This window comes from Streptomyces sp. NPDC053076, assembly GCF_044546845.1.
Taxonomy (GTDB): Bacteria; Actinomycetota; Actinomycetes; order Streptomycetales; family Streptomycetaceae; genus Streptomyces.
On sequence record NZ_JBITZL010000007.1, the window covers coordinates 89,805 to 116,447 of the forward strand.

26 protein-coding genes, 1 tRNA gene, 1 pseudogene and 1 riboswitch are annotated in these 26,643 nt (G+C 69.9%); of the genes and pseudogenes, 14 read left to right on the plus strand and 14 right to left on the minus strand.

All coding sequences use genetic code 11. The annotated features are described in order from the left end of the window. Window positions 1-147: 147 nt before the first annotated feature. A riboswitch (cyclic di-AMP (ydaO/yuaA leader) is annotated at window positions 148-329 on the plus strand. A 7-nt stretch (window positions 330-336) separates the two neighbouring features. From ACIGYR_RS26690 to ACIGYR_RS26705, 4 genes are all read left to right on the plus strand, one after another. After that, window positions 337-609, plus strand: coding sequence for a hypothetical protein (locus ACIGYR_RS26690; RefSeq protein WP_399603963.1), 273 nt, complete (start codon window positions 337-339; stop codon window positions 607-609). Between the two features lie 808 nt (window positions 610-1,417). After that, on the plus strand, window positions 1,418-2,059 hold the full coding sequence (locus ACIGYR_RS26695) for a hypothetical protein (RefSeq protein ID WP_399603960.1): 642 nt from the start codon (window positions 1,418-1,420) through the stop codon (window positions 2,057-2,059). Next, window positions 2,022-3,191, plus strand: a complete 1,170-nt coding sequence (locus tag ACIGYR_RS26700) for a helix-turn-helix domain-containing protein (protein ID WP_399603958.1) — start codon at window positions 2,022-2,024, stop codon at window positions 3,189-3,191. The genes ACIGYR_RS26695 and ACIGYR_RS26700 overlap by 38 nt, the downstream gene beginning before the upstream one ends. Window positions 3,192-3,433: 242 nt before the next feature. Further along, window positions 3,434-4,153: a DUF3800 domain-containing protein gene (locus ACIGYR_RS26705; RefSeq protein WP_399603956.1), complete on the plus strand. Its 720-nt coding sequence runs from the start codon at window positions 3,434-3,436 to the stop codon at window positions 4,151-4,153. 774 nt (window positions 4,154-4,927) lie between these two features. On the opposite strand, the pseudogene ACIGYR_RS26710 reads toward ACIGYR_RS26705, so the two are convergent. Further along, window positions 4,928-5,341: pseudogene (locus ACIGYR_RS26710) on the minus strand (hypothetical protein); the annotation flags it as partial. 116 nt (window positions 5,342-5,457) lie between these two features. On the opposite strand from ACIGYR_RS26710, the gene ACIGYR_RS26715 reads away from it, so the two are divergent. Next, window positions 5,458-6,555: a DUF1152 domain-containing protein gene (locus ACIGYR_RS26715; protein ID WP_399603954.1), complete on the plus strand. Its 1,098-nt coding sequence runs from the start codon at window positions 5,458-5,460 to the stop codon at window positions 6,553-6,555. 115 nt (window positions 6,556-6,670) lie between these two features. Here ACIGYR_RS26715 and ACIGYR_RS26720 read toward each other — a convergent pair whose 3' ends face one another. The 6 genes from ACIGYR_RS26720 to ACIGYR_RS26745 all read right to left on the minus strand — a co-directional run bounded on the left by ACIGYR_RS26720 (window position 6,671) and on the right by ACIGYR_RS26745 (window position 14,523). Then, window positions 6,671-7,261 (minus strand): hypothetical protein, encoded by a 591-nt coding sequence (locus ACIGYR_RS26720; RefSeq protein ID WP_399603951.1) that lies wholly within the window; start codon window positions 7,259-7,261, stop codon window positions 6,671-6,673. A 471-nt stretch (window positions 7,262-7,732) separates the two neighbouring features. Next, window positions 7,733-8,086 (minus strand): hypothetical protein, encoded by a 354-nt coding sequence (locus ACIGYR_RS26725; protein WP_399603950.1) that lies wholly within the window; start codon window positions 8,084-8,086, stop codon window positions 7,733-7,735. A gap of 35 nt (window positions 8,087-8,121) precedes the next feature. Next, the gene (locus tag ACIGYR_RS26730) at window positions 8,122-8,997 is read right to left on the minus strand and encodes a hypothetical protein (RefSeq protein ID WP_399603947.1); all 876 of its coding nucleotides are present in this window, start codon (window positions 8,995-8,997) and stop codon (window positions 8,122-8,124) included. 237 nt (window positions 8,998-9,234) lie between these two features. Then, a complete protein-coding gene (locus tag ACIGYR_RS26735; RefSeq protein ID WP_399604153.1) occupies window positions 9,235-11,016 on the minus strand; it encodes a copper resistance CopC/CopD family protein in 1,782 nt (593 codons plus the stop codon). A 302-nt stretch (window positions 11,017-11,318) separates the two neighbouring features. Next, complete coding sequence (locus ACIGYR_RS26740; RefSeq protein ID WP_399603945.1) at window positions 11,319-11,906, minus strand: GNAT family N-acetyltransferase; 588 nt, start codon at window positions 11,904-11,906, stop codon at window positions 11,319-11,321. Next, window positions 11,899-14,523, minus strand: a complete 2,625-nt coding sequence (locus ACIGYR_RS26745) for a penicillin acylase family protein (RefSeq protein ID WP_399603942.1) — start codon at window positions 14,521-14,523, stop codon at window positions 11,899-11,901. The genes ACIGYR_RS26740 and ACIGYR_RS26745 overlap by 8 nt, the downstream gene beginning before the upstream one ends. A gap of 254 nt (window positions 14,524-14,777) precedes the next feature. Here ACIGYR_RS26745 and ACIGYR_RS26750 point away from each other — a divergent pair, with 254 nt between their 5' ends. Next, window positions 14,778-15,365 carry an HhH-GPD-type base excision DNA repair protein gene (locus ACIGYR_RS26750; RefSeq protein ID WP_391845724.1) on the plus strand — a complete coding sequence of 196 codons (588 nt, stop codon included), beginning with the start codon at window positions 14,778-14,780 and terminating at the stop codon, window positions 15,363-15,365. 82 nt (window positions 15,366-15,447) lie between these two features. Next, window positions 15,448-16,173, plus strand: a complete 726-nt coding sequence (locus ACIGYR_RS26755) for an HdeD family acid-resistance protein (RefSeq protein WP_399603938.1) — start codon at window positions 15,448-15,450, stop codon at window positions 16,171-16,173. A 133-nt stretch (window positions 16,174-16,306) separates the two neighbouring features. On the opposite strand, the gene ACIGYR_RS26760 is transcribed toward ACIGYR_RS26755, so the two are convergent. Continuing rightward, window positions 16,307-16,642 carry a hypothetical protein gene (locus tag ACIGYR_RS26760; protein WP_399603936.1) on the minus strand — a complete coding sequence of 112 codons (336 nt, stop codon included), beginning with the start codon at window positions 16,640-16,642 and terminating at the stop codon, window positions 16,307-16,309. Between ACIGYR_RS26760 and ACIGYR_RS26765 the strand changes: the two genes are divergently transcribed. Next, a complete protein-coding gene (locus ACIGYR_RS26765; RefSeq protein WP_399603934.1) occupies window positions 16,641-16,766 on the plus strand; it encodes a hypothetical protein in 126 nt (41 codons plus the stop codon). The genes ACIGYR_RS26760 and ACIGYR_RS26765 overlap by 2 nt on opposite strands. Before the next feature lie 21 nt (window positions 16,767-16,787). On the opposite strand, the gene ACIGYR_RS26770 is transcribed toward ACIGYR_RS26765, so the two are convergent. Next, entirely contained in the window at window positions 16,788-18,368 is a 1,581-nt protein-coding gene (locus ACIGYR_RS26770) for a helicase HerA-like domain-containing protein (protein ID WP_399603932.1), read from the minus strand. A gap of 113 nt (window positions 18,369-18,481) precedes the next feature. Here ACIGYR_RS26770 and ACIGYR_RS26775 point away from each other — a divergent pair, with 113 nt between their 5' ends. Next, window positions 18,482-18,778 (plus strand): type II toxin-antitoxin system VapB family antitoxin, encoded by a 297-nt coding sequence (locus tag ACIGYR_RS26775; RefSeq protein WP_004943146.1) that lies wholly within the window; start codon window positions 18,482-18,484, stop codon window positions 18,776-18,778. A gap of 97 nt (window positions 18,779-18,875) precedes the next feature. After that, entirely contained in the window at window positions 18,876-19,511 is a 636-nt protein-coding gene (locus ACIGYR_RS26780) for a LytR C-terminal domain-containing protein (protein WP_399603928.1), read from the plus strand. A 178-nt stretch (window positions 19,512-19,689) separates the two neighbouring features. On the opposite strand, the gene upp is transcribed toward ACIGYR_RS26780, so the two are convergent. Beyond that, a complete protein-coding gene (gene upp / locus ACIGYR_RS26785; RefSeq protein WP_399603924.1) occupies window positions 19,690-20,325 on the minus strand; it encodes a uracil phosphoribosyltransferase in 636 nt (211 codons plus the stop codon). A gap of 95 nt (window positions 20,326-20,420) precedes the next feature. Here upp and ACIGYR_RS26790 point away from each other — a divergent pair, with 95 nt between their 5' ends. From ACIGYR_RS26790 to ACIGYR_RS26805, 4 genes are all read left to right on the plus strand, one after another. After that, on the plus strand, window positions 20,421-20,666 hold the full coding sequence (locus ACIGYR_RS26790) for a hypothetical protein (RefSeq protein ID WP_391845737.1): 246 nt from the start codon (window positions 20,421-20,423) through the stop codon (window positions 20,664-20,666). 304 nt (window positions 20,667-20,970) lie between these two features. After that, entirely contained in the window at window positions 20,971-21,498 is a 528-nt protein-coding gene (locus tag ACIGYR_RS26795; protein ID WP_391846278.1) for a hypothetical protein, read from the plus strand. A gap of 59 nt (window positions 21,499-21,557) precedes the next feature. Continuing rightward, window positions 21,558-22,070 carry a nucleoside deaminase gene (locus ACIGYR_RS26800; protein WP_399603922.1) on the plus strand — a complete coding sequence of 171 codons (513 nt, stop codon included), beginning with the start codon at window positions 21,558-21,560 and terminating at the stop codon, window positions 22,068-22,070. Between the two features lie 212 nt (window positions 22,071-22,282). Then, window positions 22,283-22,367 (plus strand) — tRNA-Ser (locus tag ACIGYR_RS26805). Window positions 22,368-22,456: 89 nt separating this feature from the next. On the opposite strand, the gene ACIGYR_RS26810 is transcribed toward ACIGYR_RS26805, so the two are convergent. The 4 genes from ACIGYR_RS26810 to ACIGYR_RS26825 form a co-directional block, all read right to left on the minus strand. Next, a complete protein-coding gene (locus ACIGYR_RS26810; RefSeq protein ID WP_399603917.1) occupies window positions 22,457-23,044 on the minus strand; it encodes a hypothetical protein in 588 nt (195 codons plus the stop codon). Window positions 23,045-23,129: 85 nt separating this feature from the next. After that, window positions 23,130-24,407: a tyrosine-type recombinase/integrase gene (locus ACIGYR_RS26815; protein ID WP_399603915.1), complete on the minus strand. Its 1,278-nt coding sequence runs from the start codon at window positions 24,405-24,407 to the stop codon at window positions 23,130-23,132. Window positions 24,408-24,487: 80 nt separating this feature from the next. Beyond that, a complete protein-coding gene (locus ACIGYR_RS26820) occupies window positions 24,488-24,721 on the minus strand; it encodes an excisionase family DNA-binding protein (protein ID WP_399603912.1) in 234 nt (77 codons plus the stop codon). A 444-nt stretch (window positions 24,722-25,165) separates the two neighbouring features. After that, complete coding sequence (locus ACIGYR_RS26825) at window positions 25,166-26,641, minus strand: ATP-binding protein (RefSeq protein WP_399604148.1); 1,476 nt, start codon at window positions 26,639-26,641, stop codon at window positions 25,166-25,168. Window positions 26,642-26,643 lie beyond the last annotated feature (2 nt).

The window sequence follows — 26,643 nt, forward strand, 5'->3', positions numbered from 1 at the left end:
TGATCACCGGAACAGGTGAGTGGTGAGTAACCCCACAAATACGGATTCTGATTCGCTCTACTCGGCAGTAACTGGCGATGATCCTCGCCACAGTCCTCGTCAACGGAGACGGGGCGATCCGTGCGTAAGCCGAGTCCTGCCGGCGTACGGATGACACCGTCGCAATTCATGGAGCGGCAGGAGTGGAGGACCCAGCACGACGGGTCGCCGGACCGATCGCACTACGACCGAGCCGAGCAGCCCTTGGGGTGAAGCCGTGACGACGGCCGGGCAACTTCGCAGGCCCGAACCCGACAGGTCATCCTTCACAGGCGACTGACGAAGGTCGACGGAGCCATGACGGCAACGCAACACGGTCCTCAGGTCTCGGGGGCTGGTTCCGGTTCCTCCAGTGGGAACGGGGACGATGACGGATCGAAGAAGATTCGGAAGTTCGAGGCTGTGATCATCGTATTGATGGGCGTGATCGCCGCGTTCGTCACCGGCATCACCGCACGGACGATGGACCGCATCTCGTACTTCGAGGCCATAGTTACGGGGGTCGCGGCCGGGTTCGCGCTTCCGGGTTTCATCATCATGATCATCGAGTACATCCGCAAGCAGACTTGATGACATAGCGCATGCGCAGCTTCACCCAGCCCCCGTAACTCCCATCTGGGGGCTCAAGGCCAGCGTTTCCTGCGGAGACCCCGTCGGAGAGGCTGAGGCAGACGACAAGACAGAGACCCTTGGGGAAACCCTGCCAAAGTCTCTCTCAAGGGCAGGACCCTGGCACCCAAGCCAGGGTCACTCCCTCCTCGATCATGTAGTCGCGGGTCGTCCGGAAGTAGATCATGTGGGTCACCGCCCAGGTCCCCGGATACAACGACCCGAGCTCTGACTTCTGAGATCAGGCCCCGCTGCCCTCGGGTTGCGGGGCCCACGCTCCGCACTCGCCCGGCGTGATCTTGCGATTCTCCGCGGCGAGGCGGCGCGCCCGCCAGACTCCCCACGGCGCCTCGGTTCGCCCCGTCGGTTGTCCTGTTCTTTGTCCAGTGCATCGACGGCCGCCGCCGTTCACCGCCGTACTGGCCCCCCTCCTGACCGGCCCGGTGAACCCTCCTGAACGCCCCTGTACAGCCACGCGGACAGTTGGAAGGACAACGAGGGGCTGCACGAGTACTACACGAGCGCCGGCTTCACCTTGATGCGCATCGTAGATCTCCCGCACCGCAGGTCAGGTGCCCTATTCCAGCGTGCTCCCGGTTGCACGCCTACTGGGGAGCACTGATCCGGCGCACCGGTTCCCGGGCATCAATCAGTAGGCCCAACAGCAGTGCCCCGTGGCCAACCCGACTCGCAACTCCTTCGGATGAAGCTGGATGCACCGTGCCCTGATCATTGATGACGTGCGTTAGGCGGTTATAAAATAACCGCCATGCTCACACCCGAGGATGCTGCCATCATCACCGCGGCCACTGAGGGCCTGGCGGACCCCCTCTACGAAGCACTCGATCACGGCTACACCGCTGCTCACGCTCACTACGACGAAGCTGGCATGACCGGCGAGGGCTACACCAAGGGTCGGACCGACCTGGCCCGTGACCACGCACGCCGCTTCATCGAACGCCGGCGGGGGGAGCATCTCGACCTTGGCGGCTGGGAGCCCATCAAGAACTCCAGTGGGCGCCTCCACCTGCGCAACGGGATGATGACCCTGCGGCTCCTACATGCGACGCCGTACGACATGATTCCGGCCCCGGGCCGGAACAAGGCACGGATCAGCTACTACTACAATCGAACAGTCGATCTATTCGGTGTGGAGGCCAGCAACCTCCTCGCTGTGTGGCTGTCCCCTCCCCCTGAGGGTGGCGAGATCTCAGTGCGTATCGTTCGTCCGATCGGTGAGTGGAAGCCTGGGCGCGCTCCGAAGTTCGACCTCGACTTCGAGCTGCCCAGGAACACTGAGTCGTTCACCGACTGGGAGTTCGTCCCCGACGACAGGGGCCTGGTACTGCCCTTCGAGTTCGAGGAAGATCAGCGTGAAGAGGGTGAAGGAAGTGGCACGGGATCCAGCTGAGCGAATCCGAACCTTGAGGCTCCTCATGGGGCTCACTCAGGGGGAGCTCGCGCAAGCTGCTGGCGTCTCACAGCCGCTGATCTCACAGATCCAGAAGGGCATCAAGCTCGTTACTGACGACGTGCTCGTGCGCATCGCTGAGGCGACTGGCACGCCGATGTCGTTCTTCGAGGTCGATCCCGCTGACCTTCCTGCCGACACGTTGATGTTCCGCAAGAAGGCCAGCGCGTCGGCCAAGGAGGTCGCCCGGGTGGAGGCGACGGTCAGGGAGGCGTATCGCGTTTCGGTACGCCTCATGGCCGAAACCAAGGTGCGTCGGACCGCGCTACCTCGTGCAGAGGGAGACATCACACTCGACGCGATCGAAGACCTTGCCGCACAGACTCGTGCCGCACTGGGCGTAGGCTCCGATGGTGTGATCGGGCACGTCATCCGAGCCTGCGAGCGCGCAGGCCTCCCTGTTGTCCCGCTCATGTTGGTTGACTCCCAAGGACAGGGCGAAGACATCCTGGTGGGACATTCCGGTGCCTCCTGCTGGCGAGGCACGGCCGAGCCATCCATGATCAGCTACTTCTCTGCGGGGAGCGGAGATAGGCAACGCTTCACAACAGCGCATGAACTAGGGCATCTGGTGCTGCATCCTGCGCGCCGTAACGGACTAGATGCAAAGCGTGCCGAGATCGAGGCTCATCGATTCGCCGGCGCCTTCCTGCTACCTAGGGAGCGGGCGCACGAGGCGTTCACGGGGCCGCTGATGTTGAGAGAGTTCGCCGCACTCAAGAAGCGTTGGGGCATGTCAATTCAGGCCCTCATCAACCGTGCTTACGATCTCGGACATATCGACCAGGCCCGTCGAGAGAGCCTCTACAAGCAACTCGGCGCCCGTGGGTGGAGGACCAACGAGCCTGTTGTGGTCCACGCAGAGCAGCCGACGTTGGTTAGAGCCATGCTGGGTCGAAAGTATGGCGAGCCGCCGTCTTTGCTTCAGGCATCGGAGGACTTGGGGCTCCATCCCGTGCTCATGCGATCACTAGCGCCGGATATTTCGGCGGACCCAGCGCCCCGCGCCGTAGCCGACGTCATTAGCCTTGGTGATCGACGTCTGCGGAGCTCCCGACTACAAGCTCTGTGATCAGCAACCGTGAGAAGCGTGAGTCACTTACACGTCAGTCGACTGCCAGGACTCCAGTTCCTGCCAGAGTGCCAGCCCGAGCGGCGTGAAACGTTTGACGCGACTCTCAGCAGAGCCAGCGGTTGCGCCCTACCCGCCTCCCTTGGCTGGGAGGTGGCCGAGCGCTTCAGGCGGCAGGGTCGGTTGCTCATCAGTTGATCGTCTCACCTCCACCGGAAGCCGTGGTCCGCTTTACTCGACACATGGCAAACCTGGTTTACATCGACGAGACCGGCTCGGTTGGAAAGGGCGCCAACAAGCAGAAGCTGCTGACGCTGGCTGCCGTACTCGTCCACGAAGACAAGGTGCAGTCCCTCGCTGAGAAGTTCCGGCAGGTAGCGAGGAAGCACTTGGGATGGGTGCCAGCCGATCTTGAGCTGCACGGCAACCAGATCTGGAACGGCACCGGCCCCTGGGCCTCTCTGACACCACCCGAGCTGATCGCCGTGTACGAGGACGCGATCGCGGTGATCAACGACCTCGACGTGGGTGTGTCCTGCGCCAGCATCCACAAGGAACGCCTGCACACTCGGTACGACGGTGACGCAGACGGGAACGCCTACCTCTTGGCCCTGCAGTTCCTTCTGGAGAAGATCGACAGCGGATATCCGGGTAACAAGATCCTCATTGCCGATGAGCAGAAGGAACATCAACTGCGGGCGGTCAGGATGGTCGCTGACCTCCAGGACTGGGGCGGAGGCGAAGTGCCTGGGACCAAGCTCAAGACCGTCATCGACTCCATACACTTCGTGAGCTCCCATGCAAGCCCGGGGGTGCAGTTGGCAGACCTCGTTGCCTATGCGCTACAGCGTCGATGGAACAACTGGGACAACCATCCGGATGCCAAGGCGGCTATCGGCAGGATCACCGATGAGATCAACCAGCACATGCGTACCTGGCGTGAGCCCTGGCCCTCAAGCTGACTACCAGGTCACGGTGGGCCGTGTCGCCCAGAGGCGGATGCAGCGTCCAAGTAACTGTCACAGTCCCACGGGTCACCCCTGGGGGCGAACGCTCGGGCATGGGCCTCACGTAGAGGCCAACCGCTTGATACGACATTGCGGTGAATGCTCTCTTCTCAGTTGACCAACCCCCGAGACCTTCATCGGATCTCGACGCTCGCGCGCGTATCGCTATCGGCGACGCGCTGCTCTGCGAGTTCCCTGACGCCACTGGTAGACAGTCCCCGGCCTTTCGGCGAGCAGCATCGCGCTTGGGCGTCACGGCTCAGGTGGGCCGTGACTGCGCGGCGCTAGCTAAGTGGCTCAGCAATCCGATGCGTGACCATGTCTTCGGCCTAGTCAGCGTCTCTTACTCCGTTCTTCGCGAGGCCGCGTTCGACTACTCACGGTCCGGGATGCCAGACCATCAGCGGTGGGACGTGCTTCGGACGATGATCGACTCAGCACTAAGCACCGCTCGCACCCGCGTCACCGCCGCCGAGTACCGCAAGGCGATCGGCGCCAGGCCGATCCCCAACCAGGCTGACGCCATGCCCCCAGAGGCAATCGTTCGACAGATCGACCGTGCCGATGTCTGGCCACTCGTAGTCGAGCACATTGCCTCTAGCCCGGCGAACCGTCGAGACGTGCTCATGCGACTGTCCGAGTGAGGGTTCGCAGCGCTGACCGTGGAGGGAGCCTCCGCGGGCCGCTGCCCTTTGTTGTCCTGATCTTTGTCCAGTACGTCGACGGACGTCAGCGTTCACCGTTGTACGCGGCCTCGTCTGAGCTGCCGTGCGAACGCCTGCGAACTGACCTGAACACGGACGCGGACAGTTGGAAAGCGTGTTGGGGGCAACCCCTCACGAGTTCGAATCTCGTATCCTCCGCCAGTGCCTCACCGGGCACGATGTCGAAGGGCCCCACCGCAAGGTGGGGCCCTTCGTCGTTGTCCGTCTCCGTTTCCGTCTCAGTGGGTTTTTCCTGGGCGTCGGCCGGCGCCCAGAGCGCGTCTCCCACTTGCCGGGCGACTTTCCGGAGCATGACTCCCGTCACATGCATGTACCGGGCGCGCATCCGTGCCGCTGCTCCAGGCTCCCACCCCATGATCGCGTCGATCACCACGTCCGGGACGCCGAGGATCAGGAGAACGGTCGCGGCGGTGTGGCGCCTTGGTCACTTCGGCCTTGGTCTTGCGCTCGATGTGGCGGCGGTCGGAAACGTGCCGTCATCGCGGACGCCGACCGTCACTCGTTTCGTGCCATTTGCCCCGTACGCTGGTTGCCATGACGCGGTTGATCGTCGCAGCAGGAGGAGGGGGCGACGCTGTCGCCGCCGCCATGCTTGACGCCGCCCTGTACGGCAATGAGGGCCCGGCCGTGATCCTCACGTACGCGTGGGATCGCTTGCTCATCGGTCCGGTACCGGGCCCGCGAGGACCCCACGCCTTCACCGGCCTCAGCCAGATCACCCCCGCGGTCTCCGCAGTGCCGGCCGAAGCCCGCCCGATCGCTCCGGCGGGGTCCACCCTCCCGCGACTCGCGGCAGAGCTCCCGCACACCTTCGCGCTGCTCGACCCTCACCAGGGCGTGGAGGGCGTCACGCGCCAGCTGGAAGAGTTGGTCGGCCACCTGAAGCCGGAGTCGATTGACCTCCTGGACGTCGGCGGCGACATCCTTGCGCGAGGCGACGAGCCGACGTTGAAGAGTCCGCTCGGCGATGCCCTCACCCTGGCTGCCGCCTGTCAGGTCAACGCGTCCATCCGCCTGTTGGTTGCCGGCCCGGGCCTGGACGGCGAACTTCCAGCAGATGACCTTCGCCCTGTGCTCGGCGCCGTCGTGCACACCCTCACGGCACAGGACGTGGAGCCGATCAGCGCGGTCCTGGAGTGGCATCCCTCCGAGGCGACGGCGATGCTCGCCGCAACAGCCCGAGGAGTGCGGGGTACCTGCGAGGTCCGAGATGCCGGCCTTCCCGTGCCGCTCACCGACGAAGGCCCGAGGGTGCACGAGGTCGACCTGGACGAAGCCCTGAGCCGCAACAGCCTGGCCCGCGCCATCATGACGACCGCCACCCTGGACGAAGTCGAGGCGTACAGCCGCGAAGTCTGCGGTTTCTCCGAAATCGACCACGAACGCGACAAGGCCGCGTGGCTGAAGGGCCAGCCGCCGGTCCAGCTCGACGCCGAAGCCGTGCTGCCTCGGCTCGACCGGTTCGAGACGGAGGCCCGCAACCGCGGAGTCACCCACACGACGTTCCGGCACATCACCGAGGCCCTGAACCTCAACGGCTCTCAGCGCGATGCCCTGCGCAGACTGCTCATCAGCAGCCGCCCGGAGCAGTACGACAGGCCCCTATGGCGCATGACGACGAAGCCTGAGTAACAGCTTTTTTCACGGGTTCAAGGCACCCGGCTCTGGCTGCGCCCGCGCTCCTGCCTTCGGCCCGCTCGGCGCTGCCGCACGCTGCAGAACGTCACGCGGACCCGTCGGACAGACCCTAGACCGTGGCTTCCTCCAGCAGCTTCTGGAAGGCGGGCGTGGCCAGCAACGCGGCGTTTGCCGGGTGCTCCAGCGCTGCCCGAAACTCGGGCGTGTCCAGCACCGCCTGGAACGCCTCGTTCACGCGCTGATCCTTCCAGACCTGCTGCACGGTCAGATCGGGATAGGAGCTGACGAAGACACCAGCAGGCGCCTGGTGGGCGACGAACCAGTCTTTCACTCCTGGATCGCTGATGCCGGGGAACCCTTCGTCATGCGAGAAGATCTTGTCGAAGTTCGACCCGATCGCAGTCTTGCCGAAGTCATCGATGTAGGTGTCCCAGGAACCGTCGAAGACGCTGGCGAACATGTGCCGGGTGTCCTCGTCGAAAATGACATGGCGCGCGTCATGCAGGGTGCCGATCTGGCGCAGCGCCCCACGCACCTCCTCGCCCCCCGACGCCCTGATGTTCTTGGCGAGATCCTCACGCATCGCATCAGCCTCGCCCGGCTTGATCTTGCACATTACGGTGAACTCGCTACACATCCCATCCGTCAGCCCCGGACGCTCGGGGTGAGCTTGCTGGGGTGCACCTGTCTCCGCGGTCATCGTGAATCTCCTCCCGCGATCGGTGCGAGGGTCACCACACACCAGGACATGAGGCGTCAGCGCCCTCACATGTCAATCCTCACTGCCGATGTCCTGCCTCGCATCTTCGCCCTCGGCCGTTGATCGATTACGCGGCCGCAGGTCAGAAGCCCGCCCCTTCACTTCTTCGGCTACTGACGAGCTGGACCCTGAGGTCCACGCGTGAACTGTTCGGCCGGCGCCCTTGGACCCTCGCAGTACAGCAGCGACGTCCAGCAACCGCAGCTCCCCTCCGTCTCGGTTTCCGTCTCATTCAGCGTTCGAATCTCTCCGTCCCTAGTCGGATTTTTTCCGGGCGCCGGGCGGGACCAGGACCTCAAGGAGCGGCGCGAGAGGCCCAGCGGTCTCTGTCTCGTCGGTGTCGGCTTGAGCCGAACGCCCTCTTGCGTGTCGCGGTCTCGCGTTCCGCGGCGGGAACGGGACCGGCAGGCGTCAGGGAGTGTCCGTCGGGCCGGCGGCGGGATCCTGCGGGTGCCCGGGTGTCTGTGCTCCGGTGTCTTCGTCGCTGTCTTCCGCCGTGTGCGTGCGCGCGGCGCGGTGTACGGCCTCCCGCAGGCTCCTGGGCGGCTGCTGCGCGAGCGCGGCCACGCGCCGCCGCAGCTCGTCCGCCTCGCGCCGGCGCTCCTGCTCCCTGACCGTGTCCGGCGTCCCGTCCTGGGCCATGACCTCGACGCGGTCCCCACCGGTGTCCCCACTGGTGTCGTTACCTGTGTCCTTACCGGTTTCGCTGCCGGTTTCATCGGCGGTTTCATCGGCGGTGTCGTCGCCGATGTCCTCGGGGTTCATCGTGTCCTCCTCTGGCCGGGCGGCAGAGGGCTCTGTCAGCCATTGTCCTCCTCGCCACCCTCCCAGGCACCGGCCAGCGGGTCGGTGGTCCTGAGCCGGTCGATCTGGCGTCGCCACGCCTCGGCGCGGGCCCGCGTGGACTCCTTGGCCTGCGCGACGAGCTCGAGCGCGGCGGTGAAGCGCTCGGTCTCCGGCGCGTCGCGGGCGATGCGGCTCACGGTCTTGGTCCTGGCGTCGACGGCCGCGCGGATCGAGGAGCCGGTAAGACGTCCGAGCTTGCGGAAGCTCGGCCGGTCGCCGGAGAACCAGGTCTGCTGCCACCACTCGTCGGTGACCGGATCACGCCAGGTGATGTAGCCGCCGCGCAGGATCTGCCGCGGTTGCCTGATGTGTCCGCCGAAGCTGTAGCGGACACCGTCGGCCGCGACAGGGTCGTAGAAGCGCGGGGTGAAGAAGTCGGAGACGAGCATGCTGTTGACGGTGTAGCCGAATGAGGCGGCTTCCGAGGGGTCGGCGACCTCGACAAGGAATTCGACCACGCCCTGGTCGGGGTGCGGGGACCTGCCCGCGATCAGGCGATTCCCGAGCGGGTCGGCGAGCATCTCGAGCATCTCGTGGCTCGCGGTCAGCGACCAGCTGTCGCTGAACTCGATCAGCGAGAAGGGCTGACCGTTCTCGTCCAGGTGGAACCCGGCGGCATCGGGGACGTCGTCCACCACGATCAAGGGCCAGTAACCGACGGGCACGTCCTCCAGGCGGTCGAAGGCGTCCACGGTCGCACTGACCTGCCACATGGGCCCGAAGTCACGGGTGGCCTGTTTCTGCAGCGCGGCGGCCACCCGGCTCAGTGCCGAGGCGCTGATCCGGGTGGCCTCGGTGAGGGAGAGGAGCGCGAGATGAATGATCAACATATCGGCACTGTGCCCTCCGCACCGCCGGGCCCGACGGCGGCGCTCCCGGCCCCACGGGCGCCTCACCCGGACGGCCCGCCGCCCGCCCCTGAGGGGCTTACGCGAGCTGGGTGTCGGACTTGGACGACACCCCGACACGCGGACCACCATGGCCGGGAGGGCGGCCGCCAGGCAGACCGCGGCGAGGGTGACCCACACCGTGTCGTGCGTGCCGAGGACGTCCGGCGAGTTGGCCGGCTACCGGGTCACCCGGACCGGCGCCGACACCGTCACCTGGTCCACGTCCGAGACCCGGACCGTCACCCTCAGGGTCCAGGTACCGGGCAGCGGGAGGATGAAGTCGTCGGCGGCCCAGTAGCCGCCGCGATCCGTGACCTTGGCGTCCAGGGGGCCGAGGCGCTGGGTCGGCAGGGTGAGGGCGAGGCGGAGTTCGGGGACCGTGGAGAAGCCGCCGTCGGGACCGTAGACCACCGCCTGGACGGAGTTCTCGCCGACCCGGCCCGGGTCCAGGGTGATCTGGACCCTGCCGTGGCCGCCGGGGGTGCCGACGTCGAAGGGGATCGTGGTGACGGAAGCCGTGGGGATGCCGACCGCCGCCGGGGCGGGACCGGGGGATGCGGTCTCCGTCGCCGCGCGGCCGGGCACGGTACTGGTCAGGAGGGTGGTCAGGGCCAGCACCAGCACGGCCGCCGCCGCCTCGGCCAGGACCGAGCGGCGCAGGAGGTGCGGATGGGTGACGGGCGCGGGACCGGGCGGGGGTTCCGGGGGGAGCGCGGGACCGGGCGGGGGTTCCGGGGGGAGCGGGGGGCCCATGGCCGGTTCCGGGACGCGGGCGCGGACCGGTGCGGCTGCCCGGGCCATGCGGGTGGTCCAGGTGCGGGAGCAGGCCGCCGCGAGGAGGAGCGCGGCGACCGCCGCGAGTTTGGCCAGCAGGGTGCGGCCGTACGTGGTGTCCGTCAGCGCCTGCCAGGAGCCAAGACCCCGCCAGGACTGGTAGACGCCGGTCACGACCAGGACCGTCACCGAGGCGAAGGCCAGGCGGGAGAAGCGGGCCGGGACCGAGGGCGGCAGGGCGACCGGTGCGGCGGTGCGGCGCAGCGTCCACAGGAGGGCGGCCAGTCCGCCCAGCCAGGCCGCCATGGCCAGCAGGTGCAGGGTGGCCGAGACGATCGCCACCGGGACCTGGATGCCCGCCGAGGCGTGATCGGACGCGGACCAGGTCAGGGACAGGGCGACGGCGAACACCGCGGCTGCCGCGAGGGTGGCGCGGCGCGGGAGCCGGATGCGGCGGGTCCTCAGCAGGGCCACGCCGGCCGCCGCCAGGAGCAGCAGCACCAGGCGGACCAGGAGCAGCAGGCCGGGGCGGGTCGTCGCCGGGTGGGTGAGGGAGGAGAGGCTGAGGGCCGCCGCCGGGGAGGTGCCCTCCTCGTACGGCGCCCGCAGCAGGTACAGGGCGGTCGTGGTGGCGAGGAGCGTGGCCGAGGCGGCCAGGACGGGGGTGCGCAGGTGGGCCGTCGTCGGCGGGCGGCAGTGGGCCACGAACGCGGCCGTGCCCAGCAGCAGGGCCAGGGAGAGGTAGGCGAGGTACCGCGCGATCGTGTGCAGCGCCGTGGTCACCGGGTTCTCGGTGCTCTCCGGGAGGGGAGCGGCGGGTGCGGCCGTGCGTTCGCCCACCGAGAAGGTGAGGGCGCCGGACACCGGATGGCTGTCGGCCGACACCACCCGCCAGGCGACCGTGTACGTGCCGGTGGCCAGCCGCTCCGGGAGGGTGACACGGGCGGTGTCCGAACGGCCCGCGTGACCGGCGGGGCCGGTGCGCACCCTGTGGTTGCCGGGGTCGTAGATCCGGAAGGAGTCGGTCAGCAGGCCGACCGACTCGGTGAAGGTGAGAGTGACCTGGCGCGGCGCGGAGCGCAGGACGGTTCCGTCGGCGGGGTCCGTCGCGCGCAGGACGGCATGGGCCGAGGCGGGGGCGGCCGTGCCGAGGAGGAGGCCGGACACGAGGGCGGGAAGGAGCAGGAGTACGGCCCTGAGAAGCCGTACGGGTCGGTGTGGCCCTCGCGGTCCTCGGTGTCCGTCGCGCAGCACCCTCAGCCTCCGTCCCCCTGTGCGCCCGTGCTCCGTGACAGAGCCTCCGTACAGGTACGCGCGGAACGGCCCGGATGCTCACCAGGCCGGCTAGGCCGTCATCCCGCCGGCCACCACCAGGCCGGCCGGGCCGTCATCCCGCCGCCTCCACCAGGTCGTGGCCGGTGATCCCGACGGGGTCCCCCGCGCGAGCGGAGCCGGGCCGGGGGGCCGCGATCAGCCTTCGGGCGTCGTCACTCGGGGAAGGCCACCGCCCGGTCGAGGAACGCGAGTTGGGCGCGCTTCTCCGGCAGGTACACATCGGGCAGGTCGATCTCGGGGAGCACGACGGCGGGGCCGCGGCGGAAGCCCTGGCGCGCGAAGCGGTCGATCGCCTTGACGTTGCGTACGTCCGGGTCGACGACGATCCGTCGGCGGTCCAGTCCCAGCAGCGCGTACGTCGTCAGCACCTTCAGCAGGGCGCGCGTCCAGCCGTGGTGCGGGCCGTCGGGGCCGGCGGGGGCGAGGAGGAGGTGGACGCCGAGGTCGCCGGGGCGGACGTCGTAGCACTCGCCGACCCGGTCGGCGGACGGCTCGTACGTCTGGAAGAGAGCGACCGGGACGTCGTCCTTGGTGACCAGGTGGGCATGGTGGGTGTCGAGCGTGGCCATATGGGCGTAGATCTCGGCGACCTGGGTTCTGGTGAGGCCGTTCATGCCCCAGAACGCGGCGCGCTCATCACTCACCCAGGCGTGGACCACGTCCGCGTCAGCCTCCGGGTCGAGGGGGCGTACGCGGACGGTGCCGTACCCGTCGATGTGCTGGACGTGCAGGTCAGTCACGGAACTCCTCGGCGGATTCGATGGTGGTCGGCTCGGTCAGGTCGGTCGGCCCGGTCGGCTCGGTCGGCTCGGTCAGGTCGGTCGGCCCGGTCGGCCCGGTCGGCCCGGTCGGCTCGGTCGGCCCGGTCAGGTCGGTCGGCCCGGTCAGGTCGGTCGGCCCGGTCAGGTCGGTCGGGTCGGGGGTGAGCAGGGTCCAGTCGGTGGTCACCGGGGCGAGTTCTCCGGTGAGCCACAGCCGGAGTTGGTCGCGGTGGTGGGCGGCGCCGGGTACGCCGTCGGCGCCGAAGGGCACCACCCAGCGACTGTTGTCGCGGTCGGCCAGGTCCCACACGTAACGGGCGGCCGGGCCGCGGGCCGCGCGGTCGGTGAGACCGGGGACGGCCGAGGTGCAGAGCACGCAGTCGTGGTCGCCGGCGAGCCCGGGTGCGGCCGTCTCGTGCTGCGCGGTGTGCGGCTCGTCCGGCAGCGCCTTCCAGGGGGCCAGGCGGTGGGTGGCGGCCCAGGAGCGGGCGGGCGGTGCGGCGGCCACCTCCTCCAGGGCGGTGCGGACGGCAGCCGCGCGGTCGATGCCGTACACGTCGTCGGCACGCAGGAGATGTTCGAGGGCGTAGCCGATGCGGGGGACGAGGGCCAGCCACGGCAACAGGACGTCCGGGTAGGCGGGGGGCTCGGTGAGAGGGGCGAAGACCGGGTGCGCGGCGAGGTGCCGTACGACCGCGCCGCGCACCGCCGCGTACGCCGCCGCTTCGGTGCTCTCCGCGTCCATGCGGCGGTCCCAGGCGAGCAGCCGGTCGCGGAGGTCCGACGCGGCGGGGGTGAGACCGGTGAGGGCGGCGAGATGGTCCAGGAGGGCGGCGGCGGAGCCGAGGTGGGTGTCGGTGTGGATCGCGGACATGCCGTCGGCGGTCCAGGTGCGGCGGGCGTCGAGCAGCTCGCGGATGCGGGCGGCGCGGTGGGGCGGGGCGAACTCGACGCCGAGGGGGGTGGCCAGGCCGCGGGCGTTGGCCATCACCGCGATGCCGTCGGCCGGTTCGGCGTACGGCGTCTCGTGCATGCCGTGCCAGTCGTGGCCGGGTTCCCAGGCGGGGACGGGGTGCAGGCGGTTCGACTCGGCGCGGACGGGGACCTTGCCGGCGACGCGGTGCAGGGTGCCTCCGGCGGTGTCGGCGGCCTGTACGACGTTGACCGGCTCGGTCCAGGCGTCCAGGGCACGGTCGAGGTCGGCGACACTTCGGGCGCGGAGGAGGGGGAGGAGGGCGCTGAAGCCGAGGTCTTCCGTCACCCGGGGCGGATAGCGGAGGGCAAGCGCCTCGGCTCCGCCGTCGGCACCGCCGCCCTTCCCACCCGCACCACCCGTGCGGCTCTCGTCGCCGGGTGCGGGTGGCCCCGGTGCCCCGTCCCCACCGCCGGCGGCCTCCGCTCCGTGCGCGGAAACCCCGACCACCAGCCCCTCCGGACCCCGCGCGGCGTTCGCCTTCAGTTCCTCCGAGCCCAGTTCCTCCGAGCCCCGCGCGCCGAAATCCTCCAAGCCCTCCGATCCCTGCTCAAAGTTCGACGCCGAGCACTCCAGGCCCCGCGCGGCGTTCACCGCCAACCCCTCCGGACCCCGCGCGGCGTTCACCGCCAGACCCTCCGGGTTCCCTTCCGTGAACGCCTCCAAGCCGTCCGGACCCCGTTCCGTGAACGCCTCCAAGCCGTCCGGGCCTCCGGCTATGACGGGGCCGCGGGGGGTTTCGATGATCTCTATCTCTGCCGGCGGTTCGCCTGCGATCTCCACGGTCTCCGTGTGGCGGGTGGCCCGGTGCCAGGTGCCGTCCGGGCCGAGGGCCTCGACGCCCGCGCCGGTGCGGCGCAACCGCTCCCGGTAGAGGTCCTGGTAGTCGGCCATGGCGTTGGTGATCGCCCAGGCGGCCGTGCCCGTGTGGCCGAAGTGGGCGATGCCGGGGACACCGGGTACGGCCAGGCCGACCACGTCGAACTCGGGGCAGGAGAGGCGGATCTGCTGGTAGACACCGGGGTCTTCGATGAAGCGGTGCGGGTCGCCGGCGATGAGGGCGTGGCCGGTGGCGGTGCGCTCGCCGGTGACGAGCCAGCCGTTGCTGCCGGCGGTGCCGGGGCCGTCGGTGGCGAACAGGGCGACCGCGTCGGGGCCGAGATGCCGTATCGCCCGCTCCCGCCAGAGCTTGGCCGGGAAGCCGGCGAAGAGGATGTGCGTGCCGAGCCAGACCCCGAGCGGCGTCCAGGGCTCCCAGCGGCCGGGAACCAGGCCGGTCCGGGCGAACTCGGGGGCGCGGCGGGCACCGGCGGCCAGGCCCTCGTTGACGCCGCCGACGTACGCCCGGACCCAGTCAGCCGTTTCGGGGTCCCGGCGTTCCAGCGACGCGAAGCAGCGGCGGGCGGTGTCGTCGATCCGTGCCCGGCGGGCGAAGACGTCCCAGGACAGGGCCTCGGCGCCGAGGAAGGCCGCGGAGGTGCCCTCGGCGCGGTGGCGCTCGACCTCCAGTTGCCAGGCCCGGTCGTGGGCGGTGACCCGGCCCTGTGCGCGGGCGAGTTCCCCGGCGTCGCACGCGCGAAGATGGGGGACTCCCCAGGCGTCACGGTAGATCTCGATGGTCACCGGGGACCCCCTTGCCACTTTAGGTAAGCCTTGCCTAAATTCTGTGCGGAATCGTACGCGACCGAGTGTGCGGCCCGGCGACGGAGCAGGCGCAGGGACCGGGCCGGCGTCCGGAGCAGGCGCAGGGACCGGGCCGGCGTCCGGAGCAGGCGTAGGGACCGGGCGGGCGTAAGGGATCACCGCTCCGACCAGGTGCGCGGACCGGCGCATGGACCGGGCGCGCGCAGCGGGCGGGTGAGCGGGATCATCGACGCATGGACGTCACCCTGCATCTCGCCCAGGACCCGTCGGCCGACGCGCTGCTCGGGCGCTCCCCGCTCGCCGCGCTGACCGGGATGCTGCTGGACCAGCAGATCCCGATGGAGTGGGCGTTCAAGGGCCCCCGCACCATCGCCGACCGGCTCGGCACGGAGGACCTGGACGCGCACGAGATCGCGGCGATGGACCCGGAGGCGTTCGCCGCGCTGCTCTCCGAGAAGCCCGCGGTGCACCGCTACCCCGGCTCGATGGCTAAGCGGATCCAGCAGCTGTGCCAGTACCTCGTCGAGCACTACGACGGGGACGCGGAAGCGGTCTGGCGGGGCGTCGGCAGCGGGACCGAGCTGCTGCGGCGGCTGGAGGACCTGCCGGGGTTCGGCAAGCAGAAGGCGCAGATCTTCCTGGCCCTGCTCGGCAAGCGGATCGGGATCGCCCCCTCGGGATGGCGGGAGGCCGCCGGGGCCTACGGCGAACCGGAGTCCTTCCGGTCGGTCGCCGACATCACCGGCCCCGAGTCGCTGGCCAAGGTACGCGCGCACAAGCAGGAGATGAAGGCGGCGGCGAAGGCGGCGAAGCAGAAGTAGCGCGCCCGCGGGGCGGGAGCGCGGGTCACCCTCTCGGCCCACCCCGGTGGTCCCCGCCGCGCGCCCGGTCCCAGCATGAGGCATGACCGACATACCGAGCAGCGGCCCGGACCGGGACCGTGCGTACGACGACCGGCACGTTCATGAGACGGAACCCCCTGGCGGTCACCCCGCGGCGCAACCACCCGGTGGGCCCCCGGCGGCGCCGCAACCGCCCGGCGCCCGGCATGATCCGGAGCCGCCGTTCGAAGGCCCTCTGCACGCCCTGTCCCGGGCCGCCTGGCAGATCGTCCTGCTCACCGGGATCGGTTCCCTGGTGCTCGGCATCCTGGTCCTGGTCTGGCCGGGCGCCTCCCTGCTCGCCGCCGGCGTGCTGTTCGGGCTCTACCTGGTGATCAGCGGGGTCTTCCAGCTGGTGTCCGCGTTCGGCACGCACCGGACGACCTCGCTGCGCATACTGGCCTTCATCAGCGGCGCGCTGTCGATCGTGCTGGGCCTGTTCTGCTTCCGCGGGCCCATGCAGTCGATCCTGCTGCTCGCCCTGTGGATCGGCATCGGCTGGCTGATCCGCGGCATCACCCAGACCCTGGCCGCCGTGCACGACTCTCACATGCCCGCCCGGGGCTGGCAGATCTTCCTCGGCGTCGTCACCTTCATCGCCGGGATCGTGCTCATCGACTCGCCGTTCGAGTCGGTCGCCGTGCTGACCCTCGTCGCCGGCACCTGGCTGGTCGTGGTGGGCGTCGTGGAGATCGTCACCTCGTTCCGGATCCGCAGCCGGGCGCGCCAGGTGCCGCAGACGGTGTGACCGCCGTCAACCGCACGCTCCGCGGGTACGCCGAGCGGGCGGATCTCGCACCCGGCATGCAGCCCTCCCCGGCCGCCCCGGGGAAACAGATGCCGTGAGCAGGAGCAGCAGCACACCCGGGAGCCGCGGCTGGCTACGGGTCCTCGCGCTGCTCCTCGCCCTGTGGGTGCCCGCCCATGTGCCGGCCCAGGCGCTGCCGGACCTGCCCGTGGCCGCGGAGACCGACGGGCACGACGTCCTCGACCCACCCCTCAGGCCGCCCGCCCGCGTCGTGCACCGGGCCGACGCGCCCGAGCGCCTCGCCCCCCTCCCCGGACCCGGCGCCCGCCCGGCCGGCGGGCCGCCCGTGCCCCGCCACGCCGCGGGTGCCGTACGCCCCGCCCCTGCTGCGCACGGTGGTCCTGCGCTGCTGACGGACCCGCGTCCCCCGCAAGGTCAGTCGGCTCGACGCAAGGAGCAGCACAGCCATGCCCAAGGATCCCTACGCCGTCCTGCGCGCCCTGCTGCGCGCGGAGGCCCGGCGCGGTACGGCGCCCCATCCGGACCAGCGGACACCGCAGCAGCAACGGACACCGGAGAACCGGGACCGCTGAGCGGACCCCGGCGGGGGCGGGCTACCGCCTCCGCCGGGCGGTGCCGAACAGTGAGCGGGTGATCTCCCGGCCCAGCTGGGTGCCGACCGAGCGGGCCAGGGACTTGAACATGCCGCTGCTCACCACCTGTTCGACCAGGGACGGCTCGTCCCTGGGCCCCGTCCCGCCCCTGGTCCACGTCTCGGGGCTCGGCACCGGTGCGGCTTCCGGCGGCCGGGCGGCGCTCAGCCTCTCGTACGCCGACTCCCGGTCCACAGCCTGTGCATAACGGCCGTGGAGCGAGGAGCCGCGCACCGCCCCCTCCAGTTCGGCGGTGTCGACCGGGCCCATGAGGGACACCGGGGCACGCAGCCGGGTGGCGGCGACCGGGGTCGGCGCGCCGGTCTCGCTGAGCACGGTCACCACGGCCTCGCCGGTGCCCAGACCGGTGAGCAGTTCCTCCAGGTCGTACGCCGACCGGGGGAAGGTCTGCACGGTCGCCTTCAGGGCCTTGTGGTCCTCCGGGGTGAAGGCGCGCAGGGCGTGCTGGACGCGGTTGCCGAGCTGGCCGAGGACCTCGCCGGGCACGTCCTTCGGGGTCTGGGTGACGAAGAAGACGCCGACCCCCTTGGAGCGGATCAGCCGGACCGTCTGCGTGATGGACTCGAGGAACGCCTTGGAGGCGTCGTCGAACAGCAGGTGCGCCTCGTCGAAGAAGAACACCAGCTTGGGCTTGTCGGCGTCGCCCACCTCGGGCAGGTCGTGGAAGAGGTCGGCGAGCAGCCACATCAGGAAGGTGGAGAACAGCAGCGGCCTGTCCTGCACCGCCGGGAGTTCGAGGACCGAGACGATCCCCCGGCCGCCCTCCGCCGTGCGCAGGAGGTCCGCCGTGTCGAACTCCGGTTCGCCGAAGAAGTCCGCCATCCCCTGCGCCTCGAAGGCCGTGAGCGAGCGCAGGATCACCCCGGCCGTGGCGGTGGACAGGCCGCCGATGTTCTTCAGCTCGGCCCTGCCCTCGTCGGACGTGAGGAAGGCGACCACCGCCCTGAGGTCCTTGAGGTCGATCAGCTCGAGGCCCTTGGTGTCGGCGTAGTGGAAGATCAGGCCGAGGGACTGCTCCTGGGTCGGGTTCAGCCGGAGCACCTTGGCCAGCAGCACCGGGCCGAAGCTGGTGACGGTGGCCCGCACGGGGATGCCGTGGCCGAGGCCGCCGAGCGCGAGGAACTCCGCCGGGAAGCCGGCCGGGGCCCACTCCTGGCCGACGTCGCCGGACCGCTCGCGTACCCGGTGGTTGTCCTGCCCCGGCCGCGCGATGCCGGACAGGTCGCCCTTGACGTCCGCGAGGAACACCGGCACACCCTGTGCCGACAGCTGCTCGGCGATCAGCTGGAGGGTCTTGGTCTTGCCGGTGCCGGTGGCGCCCGCGACCAGACCGTGCCGGTTGAGCACGGTCAGCGGGATGCGGACCGGCGCGTCCGCGTGGCACTGCCCGTCCCACAGGAGGGCGCCGAGGTCGAGCGCGGGGCCGGTGAAGGCGTAGCCGGCGGCGATCTTCTGGGCCGGCGCGGGTAGCCCGGACGCCCCCGCGGGGCCTGCGGGCGGCACGGTCTCGCTGTCGCTCATCTCCGGCCCCTGTTCCCGTAGTACCCCATATGCCCGTTTCACTCCATCTTTTCAAGCCTCGCACTGCGCCGCCATGGCTGCGCCCGGAACGTCTTGACCGGTAGGCTTTCCGTGTGATCTTCAAGCGCATCGGAAACGGCCGGCCGTACCCCGACCACGGCCGGGAAAGCACCCGGCAGTGGGCGGACGTCGCGCCGCGCCCGGTCCGCCTCGATCAGCTCGTCACCACCAAGCAGCAGCTCGACCTGGAGACCCTGCTGGCGGAGGACTCGACGTTCTACGGCGACCTCTTCGCGCACGTCGTGAAGTGGCAGGGCGACCTGTACCTGGAGGACGGCCTGCACCGCGCGGTCCGCGCCGCCCTCCAGCAGCGCCAGGTGCTGCACGCGCGCGTGCTCGAACTCGACTGACCCGGCCCGACACGGGCGTTGGCCCTTTCGGGTTCCGCGAGCGGCATCAGCTGATCATCTGATAGGCATCGCCGCTCGGGCGCACTACGCTGCGCTCATGAGCATGCTGACTCCCCCAGGCATGGGCGGCCAGTACCGGATCACGGGGGACAAATACCCTCGGATGCGTCCGCCCCGCCGACACGGCAGGCACGTGGCCGCCATAGCGGCGTCCGTCGCCGTACTGGGCCTGATCGGCTGGGGCACCCTGCAGCTCATCGACGTCTTCACGGGCGGCGACAACCCCACCGTGGCCGGCCCCGCGGCGGACTGCCGGACCAGGGCCTCGGCAGCCCCGGCGGCCCACACGGCGGCACTGCCCGAGCCGGGCCGGATCACCGTGAACGTCTACAACGCCACCAAGCGCGGCGGACTCGCCAAGAAGACCGCGGACGAGCTGAAGAAGCGCGGCTTCAAGATCGGTGACGTGGGCAACGCGTCCAAGGAGTACGACCAGAAGGTCAAGGGCACGGGGCTGCTCCTCGGCACTCCCGCCGCGCAGGACACCTCGCTGCGGGTGCTCGGCACACAGCTCGCCGGTGCGGACCGGCGCGCCGACGGCCGCAAGGGCACCGACCTCGACCTGATCATCGGGAACGGCTTCAAGGGCCTGACCGGTCAGCCGGCCGCCGATCAGGCGCTGACGAAGCTCAGCGCCCCCGAACCGGCGGCTTCCCCCAAGAAGAGCTGCTGAGGAGCGCCCCGGAAGGGGCGCGGGGAACGGCGCGAACGGCCACGAGGCAACCTCGCTCGCCGCCCGAGCCGCACCCCGGCGGGCGCACGGACCACTCGGCCGCACCCGCAGGGCCCGGGAACAACTCGGCCACGCGCGCAGGGTGCGGGAACTCGGCCGTACCCGCGGGGCGCCGGAACTACTCGGCCGACCCGTAGAGCCGGTCCCCCGCGTCCCCCAGCCCCGGCACGATGTACCCGAGGTCGTTGAGGTGGTCGTCGACGGCGGCCGTGACGACGGTGACCGGCGTCCCCGCCAGCTCCCGCTCCATCAGCTCGACACCCTCGGGCGCGGCGAGCAGCACCACGGCCGTCACGTCGTCCGCGCCGCGCTTGATCAGCTCCTGGATCGCCGCGACCAGGGTGCCGCCCGTGGCCAGCATCGGGTCCAGGACGTACACCTGACGGCCCGAGAGGTCCTCGGGCATGCGGGAGGCGTACGTGGACGCCTGCAGCGTCTCCTCGTTGCGGATCATGCCCAGGAAGCCCACCTCGGCGGTCGGCAGCAGCCGGACCATGCCGTCCAGCATGCCGAGGCCGGCGCGCAGGATCGGCACCACCAGCGGGCGGGGGCGGGCGAGCTTGACGCCCGTGGTCTGCGCGACCGGCGTCCGGATGTCGACGGCCTCGGTGCGCACGTCTCGCGTGGCCTCGTAGGCGAGCAGGGTGACCAGTTCGTCGGCGAGCCGCCGGAAGGTCGCGGAGTCGGTGCGCTGGTCGCGCAAGGTGGTGAGCTTGTGGGCGACCAGGGGGTGGTCGACGACATGGAGACGCATGTCCCTAACGGTACCTGCGTCCCGGGTCGCCACCACGCTGGCGTCAAACCCGCCGTCCGGGGGAAGGTGGGAAGGACGGACTGGGGTGGTGTGACGTGTCTGACCTGCCTGACCTCCCCGCGGACGCCTCCGGGCCCACCGCCGACACGGCCGGCCCCCGGGCGAGGGCCGCGGGGAAGAATCCCGACAAACCCGAGAGCGAAGCCGAGCGGCGCCGACGGCGCGCCCAGTTCCTGCGCGATCTCGCCGAGGCCCGGGAGCTGCGCGCCCGGGTCCAGCCCCGGCGTGCGAAGGCGGCCCGGCTGCGCCACGCGATGCGTATGCGGACGTTCCGCTGGTAGCTCCGTGGGACCGTTCCCGGCGCGGAAGATCCACGTCCGCACCGGTGTTGGCGCGGCGGGCGTGCGTGAGCGCGGGGAAAAGCCGCGTACGATCCGCAGGTGGCGGCAACGAGCGCGCCGGCTGAGCCGATCACGGATCCGCGATCGAAACAGCCGGACACAGGGAGCCGAAGACGTCCCCTGGACGCTTTGTTTCTGCCACGATTCCGAGTGGGTGGGGCTCGGAGCCCAGGCTCTCTCCGCCCACGTACCTCCGCCGGGGGGACCCCCAACCGGCACGCCTATGACCAGTGGGAGAGTCACGGTGTACTTCGCCGCACTGCTCGCGCGCACCGAAGACGGGTGGGAAGCGAGCGACACAGAGCTCGACGATGTGGAGACCCTGTCGGATCTGGCCGACCTGGCCCGGGAAGCCTCCCCCGACGAGGACACGGTGCTCGTCCTGATCGAGCAGGAGGACTCCTGGTTCGGTGTCGTCCGCGTGGACGGCGAGGAGGACCCTCGCATCTACGTCTCCGACGCCGCCGCCGCCCAGCGCAGCGCGTACGGGGAGCTGCTGCTCACCGACGAGCTGCTCGGCCGGGAACCCGGCTCGGACGACGTCCCGGACCTGGACTCCCTGGACCTCGACGGCACGGAGGACGGTGAGTCCGAGGACAGCGAGGAAGAGGGCGACGGCGACTCGGTGCCGCACAGCCCGGTGGGCGACAGCGAGATCCTCGACGACCTGGGCATCGGCGAGAAGGAACTGCGCGCCCTGGACGCCGACGACGCGCTGGGCACGATCGCCGAGGCGCTGGGCGCCTCGGAGGTGCTGGAGACCGTCCGCTGACCACGCCACGGGACCCGCAGGGCACACCGGACCCGGTACGGGACCGCTGGCGGGCCGCGATGCGGCTCGCCCTGGACCAGGCCGGGCAGGCCGTCCGGGGCGGGGACGTCCCCGTCGGCGCCGTCGTGCTGTCCCCGGACGGTACGACGGTGCTCGGTGCCGGGCACAACGAGCGCGAGGCCACCGGCGATCCCACGGCCCACGCGGAGGTCCTCGCGATCCGGCGTGCGGCGGCCACCCTGAACGAGGCCACCCTGAACGAGGCCACCCTGAACGAGGCCGCGCGAAACGCCTCCGGCGTGGGCGGCGGTGAGCGACGCGCGGGCGAATGGCGGCTGACCGGCTGCACGCTCGTCGTCACGCTGGAGCCGTGCACGATGTGCGCGGGCGCGCTCGTCCAGTCCCGGGTGGACCGGGTGGTCTACGGCGCCCGGGACGACAAGGCGGGCGCGGCCGGTTCCCTGTGGGACGTGGTGCGCGACCGGCGGCTCAACCACCGTCCGGAGGTCATCGAGGGCGTCCTCGCGGCGGAGTGCGCCCAGCTCCTCACCGACTTCTTCCGGGACCGCTGACGGGATCACCACCGGCCCCGCCCACGGACCACGGCCCCACCCACGGACCGCGCCCGGACCGCCCACGGACCGCCCACCGGACCGCCCACGGACCGCTGACGGACCGCGCCCGGACCGGTGCCGGAGCCGCCGACGGGTCGCCGACGGGTTCGCCCGACCGCTCCCGGATATCGATTTCGAACCATGCCCCGCTGTGCTGTAAGGTCTCCCTCGGTAGCGTGTCCGAGCGGCCGAAGGAGCTCGCCTCGAAAGCGAGTGTGGCGCAAGTCACCGAGGGTTCAAATCCCTCCGCTACCGCAGGTAGAAGGGGCGCCCGGTTCATCGAACCGGGCGCCCCTTCGGCTTCCGTCTCAGTTTCCGTCTCAATTGAGGGGAAACCATGTTGATCAAGCATCGGGCTGATGGGTGCTTATGATGCGGCTGACCCGCCTCAGAAAGACGTCGTAGGCGGTGCGCAACGCTGCGAGGGCCGCAGACAGCTCCGCCCTCTTCCGATCAACGCTGTCGTCAGCGACTCCACTTTCTATCAGTGACTTCAAGGCTGCTAGTTGTGTCAGGTGATCTTGGCAAGCGCGCCGAACGTTTCTGACTGCCTCTCTCACGGCGGCGGGTCCGACAAGTCGAATCTGCATGTGAATTTTCACGATGGCGCCGCGATACGGAACAAGGTCTTCAGGCTCTGCTTCCCTATCGCTTCCCGCCCCGTCGAACCACGCATGCCAAGCCATCGCTGTGTCGGCATAGCCTTCATAGGCAACAAGCATGCTCTTGTAGGCTTCCAGTCGTTGCTCCCTGAGCCAGTGCATGTGTGCGGCGAAAGCCTGATCCTGCACTTGCCTGGCTGTAGCCCTTGCGGCCGTTTCGGCTCCGATACGGGCTCCTCGTGCCGCCGCGAGTCCACCAATGGCCGCGCCGCCAACGGCGCCCACCAGTCCGACTCCCGCTGTGATGAGCGCAACGACTCCATCATCCATGCCAGCAGAATGCCGATCCATGTCACAGTGAAGTGGCTGTTCGCAGAATTGCTGAAGGGGGCCCACAAGGGGCCCCTTGACGAAGTCAGTTGACTCGCAGCAGCGCTCCAGCGTGGCCGTCGTCATCATCGTCTGATCCGTCTCCGCCCGGCCTCCAGATCAGCCCGTCGACCTGTCGGGCGACGTCGCTGCGAACGGAGTCGACCATGTGCTGGTACCGCGCGGCCATGGCCGTCGTGGACCACCCCATGAGCCCCATGACGGCCCGCTCCGAGACTCCGAGGATCAGGAGGACCGTGGCGGCGGTGTGGCGTGCATCGTGTAGACGGCCGTCCCGCACCCCCGCGTGGTCAAGCAGCCCCTTCCAGTCGTCGTAGTCCGTACGAGGGGACGTGCCCCGACCGGTCGGCGTCGCGAACAGCCATCCTTCGTCTGTCCAGTCGTCGCCGGCCGCCGCGCGTTCGGCCTGTTGCTTGGCCTGGTGGGTGCGCAGGAGGTCTACAAGCTGTGAGGGCAGGCCCACGGCTCGCCGACCGGCGCGAGACTTCGTGTCGGCCGTCTCCGGATTGGTCCGCTGACGTTGCGGGCAGTACCCGGCTTTCCTGCCGCACATGTCCCCGCACCCGTGGGCGTAGCGCGGCCGGCGGCGGCTCCGCCGGACCATCAGCACCCCTCGGTCAAGGTCCACATCCGACCACTTGAGGCCGAGTGCCTCGCCCTGCCGGAGGCCGAGGGCGAGCGCGACCGCCCATCGTGCGGAGTTCCGCCGGTCGTCGGCCGCTCGCAACAGCCGTTGCACCTCTTCGACGGTGTACGGCTCGATCTCCTCTTCGCTGAGGCGGGGTGCCTTGGCGAGTTGGACAGGGTTCCGGGCGAGGTGGCCACGCCGTACCGCCTCGTTCAACGCGGTCCGGAACGTGCGGTGAATCTGATGGATCGTCCCCGCCTTACGGCCGTCGGCCACCATGCGCCCGTAGAAGTTCTCGATGGACTCCGGCTTCAGCTTGTCCAGCCGGTGAGCGCCAAGGGCGGGGATCAAGTGCTTCCGCACGGCGACGCCGTACCCGACCATCGTGTTCTCGTTCACCGCGAGCGGGGCGATGTTCTCGACCCAGTGAGTGAGCCACGTCTTGACGGTCCACGGGCGACCCGCCTTCCTGATGGCCTTCGCGTCGCGCTGTCGCTCTAACTCACGGACTGCGGCGGTCACCTCAGCGCGGGTCTTGCGTTCGACGTGGCGGCGGTCCGGCTTGCCATCGTCACGGATGCCTACGGTTACGCGGCCGTGCCACTTACCGTCACTGCCCTGGTAGATGGAGCTGCGGCCGTTGGGCTGTCGGGTGCGCTTCTTGTCTTCCGCCACGGGCGGACTCCTCAGGTAGGGGTGGTTGGAAACGACCGGAGCGCCACCCCTGGTGGGGTGACGCTCCGGCGGAGGATGAGTCAGGCTGCCGGCCGCTCAGCGCGGCGGCGGGCGAGGTAGGCGGCCGGAGCGTCGGCGGGGACGCGACGGAGTCCGCCGACCATCAGGGACTCCAGCTCACCGCTGCGGATGAGGGCGAAGCAGGTGGTGCGACCGACACGGAGGCAGCGGGCAGCCTCTTCGACGGTCAGGAGAACGGGGGCCAGGTCCCTGGCCTCGGCCGGTTGGGCGATTTCCACGCTGGCGATACTCACGCGAGATCTCCTCGGGGCGGGGTGGCCTGTGCTGTCCGAAGCGGCGATTTCTGCGTCATCGCGTCACCTGCGTCGATCAGGCGTCTGGCCTGCGGGTTCTGGTGACGCAGCGGGGCGGGTCCTGCGTCACCGATGACACGGGCGCTTGTCACGGGGTGACGTTGATGACGCGGGATGACGCAGGATTCGCCGTCTGCGTCACGGCTATCGCCGCAGTTCAGCGGCCGCCTGTCGGGCCCGTGGTGACGCAGTGACGCAGATCTTCCCTACTTAGGAAAAAGAAAGGGGTGGTGTCTGTGGGTCTTTTACGTCCGCTCAAGGCTTGAAGAACGAGCCGCTTCGCGGCGCGACCTGTGCAGGGCGGCTGTCGCCGCCGAACGGCAAGAGGAGCACCCCCCCCGGCGGGGCGTGCTCCTCTTGCTTGTCCGCCCGCCGGCGGTGCGGTCAGAACGCGGTCTGCTGCTCGGGCGGCGGGGGCGGGGCCTGGCGGGTGATCTCGATGTAGCGGGCGGCGCTGGTGCGGCCCCAGTCGACCAGGACGCCCCGCGCGGCAAGGGTGGGCTGGATGCGCCTGAGCCGGTCGGAAAGCACCTTGCCGGTGGTGGGCCAGCCCTTGGGCAGGGGGCGGCATTCCTCGCCGCTGTAGAGGGTGCTGAGGGCGTGCAGCCACTCCGCCGACGTCATCCGCACGTCCTCGCCCGGGGCCAGTTCCTCGGCGCGCTTGAGGACCGTCTGTGCCAGCAGGTCGCCTTCGATCACGTCGTCGTTGAGGTCGTCCAGGCTGGCCCGGTATGCCTCCAGCGTCCCGAAGCCGGTGGCCGCGTCGAGCTGCGCGCACAGGTGCGCGAAGTCGGCCATCCGCAGATCGGTAGGGGTCTCGGCCTGCACCGCGCGGACTTTCACGGTCAGGTCGAGCAGGGAGCCGAGGACGACGGGCAGGATCTCGGCGTACTCCGCCCACAGCTCCGCTTCGGTGCGCCGCACCCGGGGGCGTTCCAGGCGCAGGGTGAGGAGCCGTTCGGCGAGGTCGGGGCGGATCACGCCGACGTCGATGCCGGTCAGCAGCATCGGGCGGCGGTAGCGGGAGCGGACGACGTCGCCGTCGGTGAACAGTGCGCGCTTGATGCTCTCGGCTCCGGTGATGACGCAGCACATGAGGTCGGACAGGTCCGGGGGCAGGTGGGAGAGGTTGTCCAGGGCGGTGATCCATCCGGCCGCGACCGCTGTGATCATGTTCTCTTCGTCCTTGGGGGCGCGGCGCAGGTCGCCGGTCATGCCCTCGATGATCCGCACGAGCATCCGGCCGCCGGTGGACTTGCCGGCGCCCTGCGGGCCGGTGAGGAACGGTGCGGGGACGGGCACGGACGGCTCCAGGCAGCCGATGAGCCACGCGATGGCGAGGGCCTCGGTCTTGGCGTCGGCGAAGTTGCACAGCCGCATGAGCAGGTCGATGCCCTTGCCGTTGGTGTCCTTGGCGGGCAGGGGGAGTTCCCCGGTGAGCTGGGTGCGCCGCCAGCACACCTCTTCGGGGTCGGGGATGCGGGTGTCCCAGCCGGTGGGGTGGATGCGGACGGATTGGCCGTCGTCGCGGCCGAGGTCGAGCCAGGTGGCCCCGTCGAAGCCGGGGGCGACGCGGATGTGGGTGGGCTGTACCTGCTCGGTGAGGGCGAGTGCCTCGATCAAGTCCAACGCCTCCTTGAGGGCGGTTCCGTTGAAGACGCCGACCCCGTCACGGAAGAGGCCGACCATGAGTTCCTGCCGGTGGCTCCCGGTCGTGCCCTGGGAGCGGATCGGGCGGGCCACGGGGTGGCCGGTGCGCTGCGCGTACACGGTCCCGTCCACGGTGCGGAAGTACCGGAAGTGGGACTGCGCGTAGTCGGTGATGACCTTGCGGGCGGGGTTCTTCTCCTCGTCGGACACGG

Coding starts and splice junctions, on each gene's coding strand:
- ACIGYR_RS26705 (WP_399603956.1), top strand. CDS start 3,434: ATGGCAAACCTGGTTTACATCGACGAGACCGGCTCGGTTGGAAAGGGC.
- ACIGYR_RS26755 (WP_399603938.1), top strand. CDS start 15,448: ATGACCGACATACCGAGCAGCGGCCCGGACCGGGACCGTGCGTACGAC.
- ACIGYR_RS26760 (WP_399603936.1), bottom strand. CDS start 16,642: ATGGCTGTGCTGCTCCTTGCGTCGAGCCGACTGACCTTGCGGGGGACG.
- ACIGYR_RS26715 (WP_399603954.1), top strand. CDS start 5,458: ATGACGCGGTTGATCGTCGCAGCAGGAGGAGGGGGCGACGCTGTCGCC.
- ACIGYR_RS26690 (WP_399603963.1), top strand. CDS start 337: ATGACGGCAACGCAACACGGTCCTCAGGTCTCGGGGGCTGGTTCCGGT.
- ACIGYR_RS26730 (WP_399603947.1), bottom strand. CDS start 8,997: ATGTTGATCATTCATCTCGCGCTCCTCTCCCTCACCGAGGCCACCCGG.
- ACIGYR_RS26720 (WP_399603951.1), bottom strand. CDS start 7,261: ATGACCGCGGAGACAGGTGCACCCCAGCAAGCTCACCCCGAGCGTCCG.
- ACIGYR_RS26800 (WP_399603922.1), top strand. CDS start 21,558: ATGCGGCTCGCCCTGGACCAGGCCGGGCAGGCCGTCCGGGGCGGGGAC.
- ACIGYR_RS26695 (WP_399603960.1), top strand. CDS start 1,418: ATGCTCACACCCGAGGATGCTGCCATCATCACCGCGGCCACTGAGGGC.
- ACIGYR_RS26780 (WP_399603928.1), top strand. CDS start 18,876: ATGAGCATGCTGACTCCCCCAGGCATGGGCGGCCAGTACCGGATCACG.
- ACIGYR_RS26750 (WP_391845724.1), top strand. CDS start 14,778: ATGGACGTCACCCTGCATCTCGCCCAGGACCCGTCGGCCGACGCGCTG.
- upp (WP_399603924.1), bottom strand. CDS start 20,325: ATGCGTCTCCATGTCGTCGACCACCCCCTGGTCGCCCACAAGCTCACC.
- ACIGYR_RS26810 (WP_399603917.1), bottom strand. CDS start 23,044: ATGGATGATGGAGTCGTTGCGCTCATCACAGCGGGAGTCGGACTGGTG.
- ACIGYR_RS26770 (WP_399603932.1), bottom strand. CDS start 18,368: ATGAGCGACAGCGAGACCGTGCCGCCCGCAGGCCCCGCGGGGGCGTCC.
- ACIGYR_RS26765 (WP_399603934.1), top strand. CDS start 16,641: ATGCCCAAGGATCCCTACGCCGTCCTGCGCGCCCTGCTGCGCGCGGAG.
- ACIGYR_RS26725 (WP_399603950.1), bottom strand. CDS start 8,086: ATGAACCCCGAGGACATCGGCGACGACACCGCCGATGAAACCGCCGAT.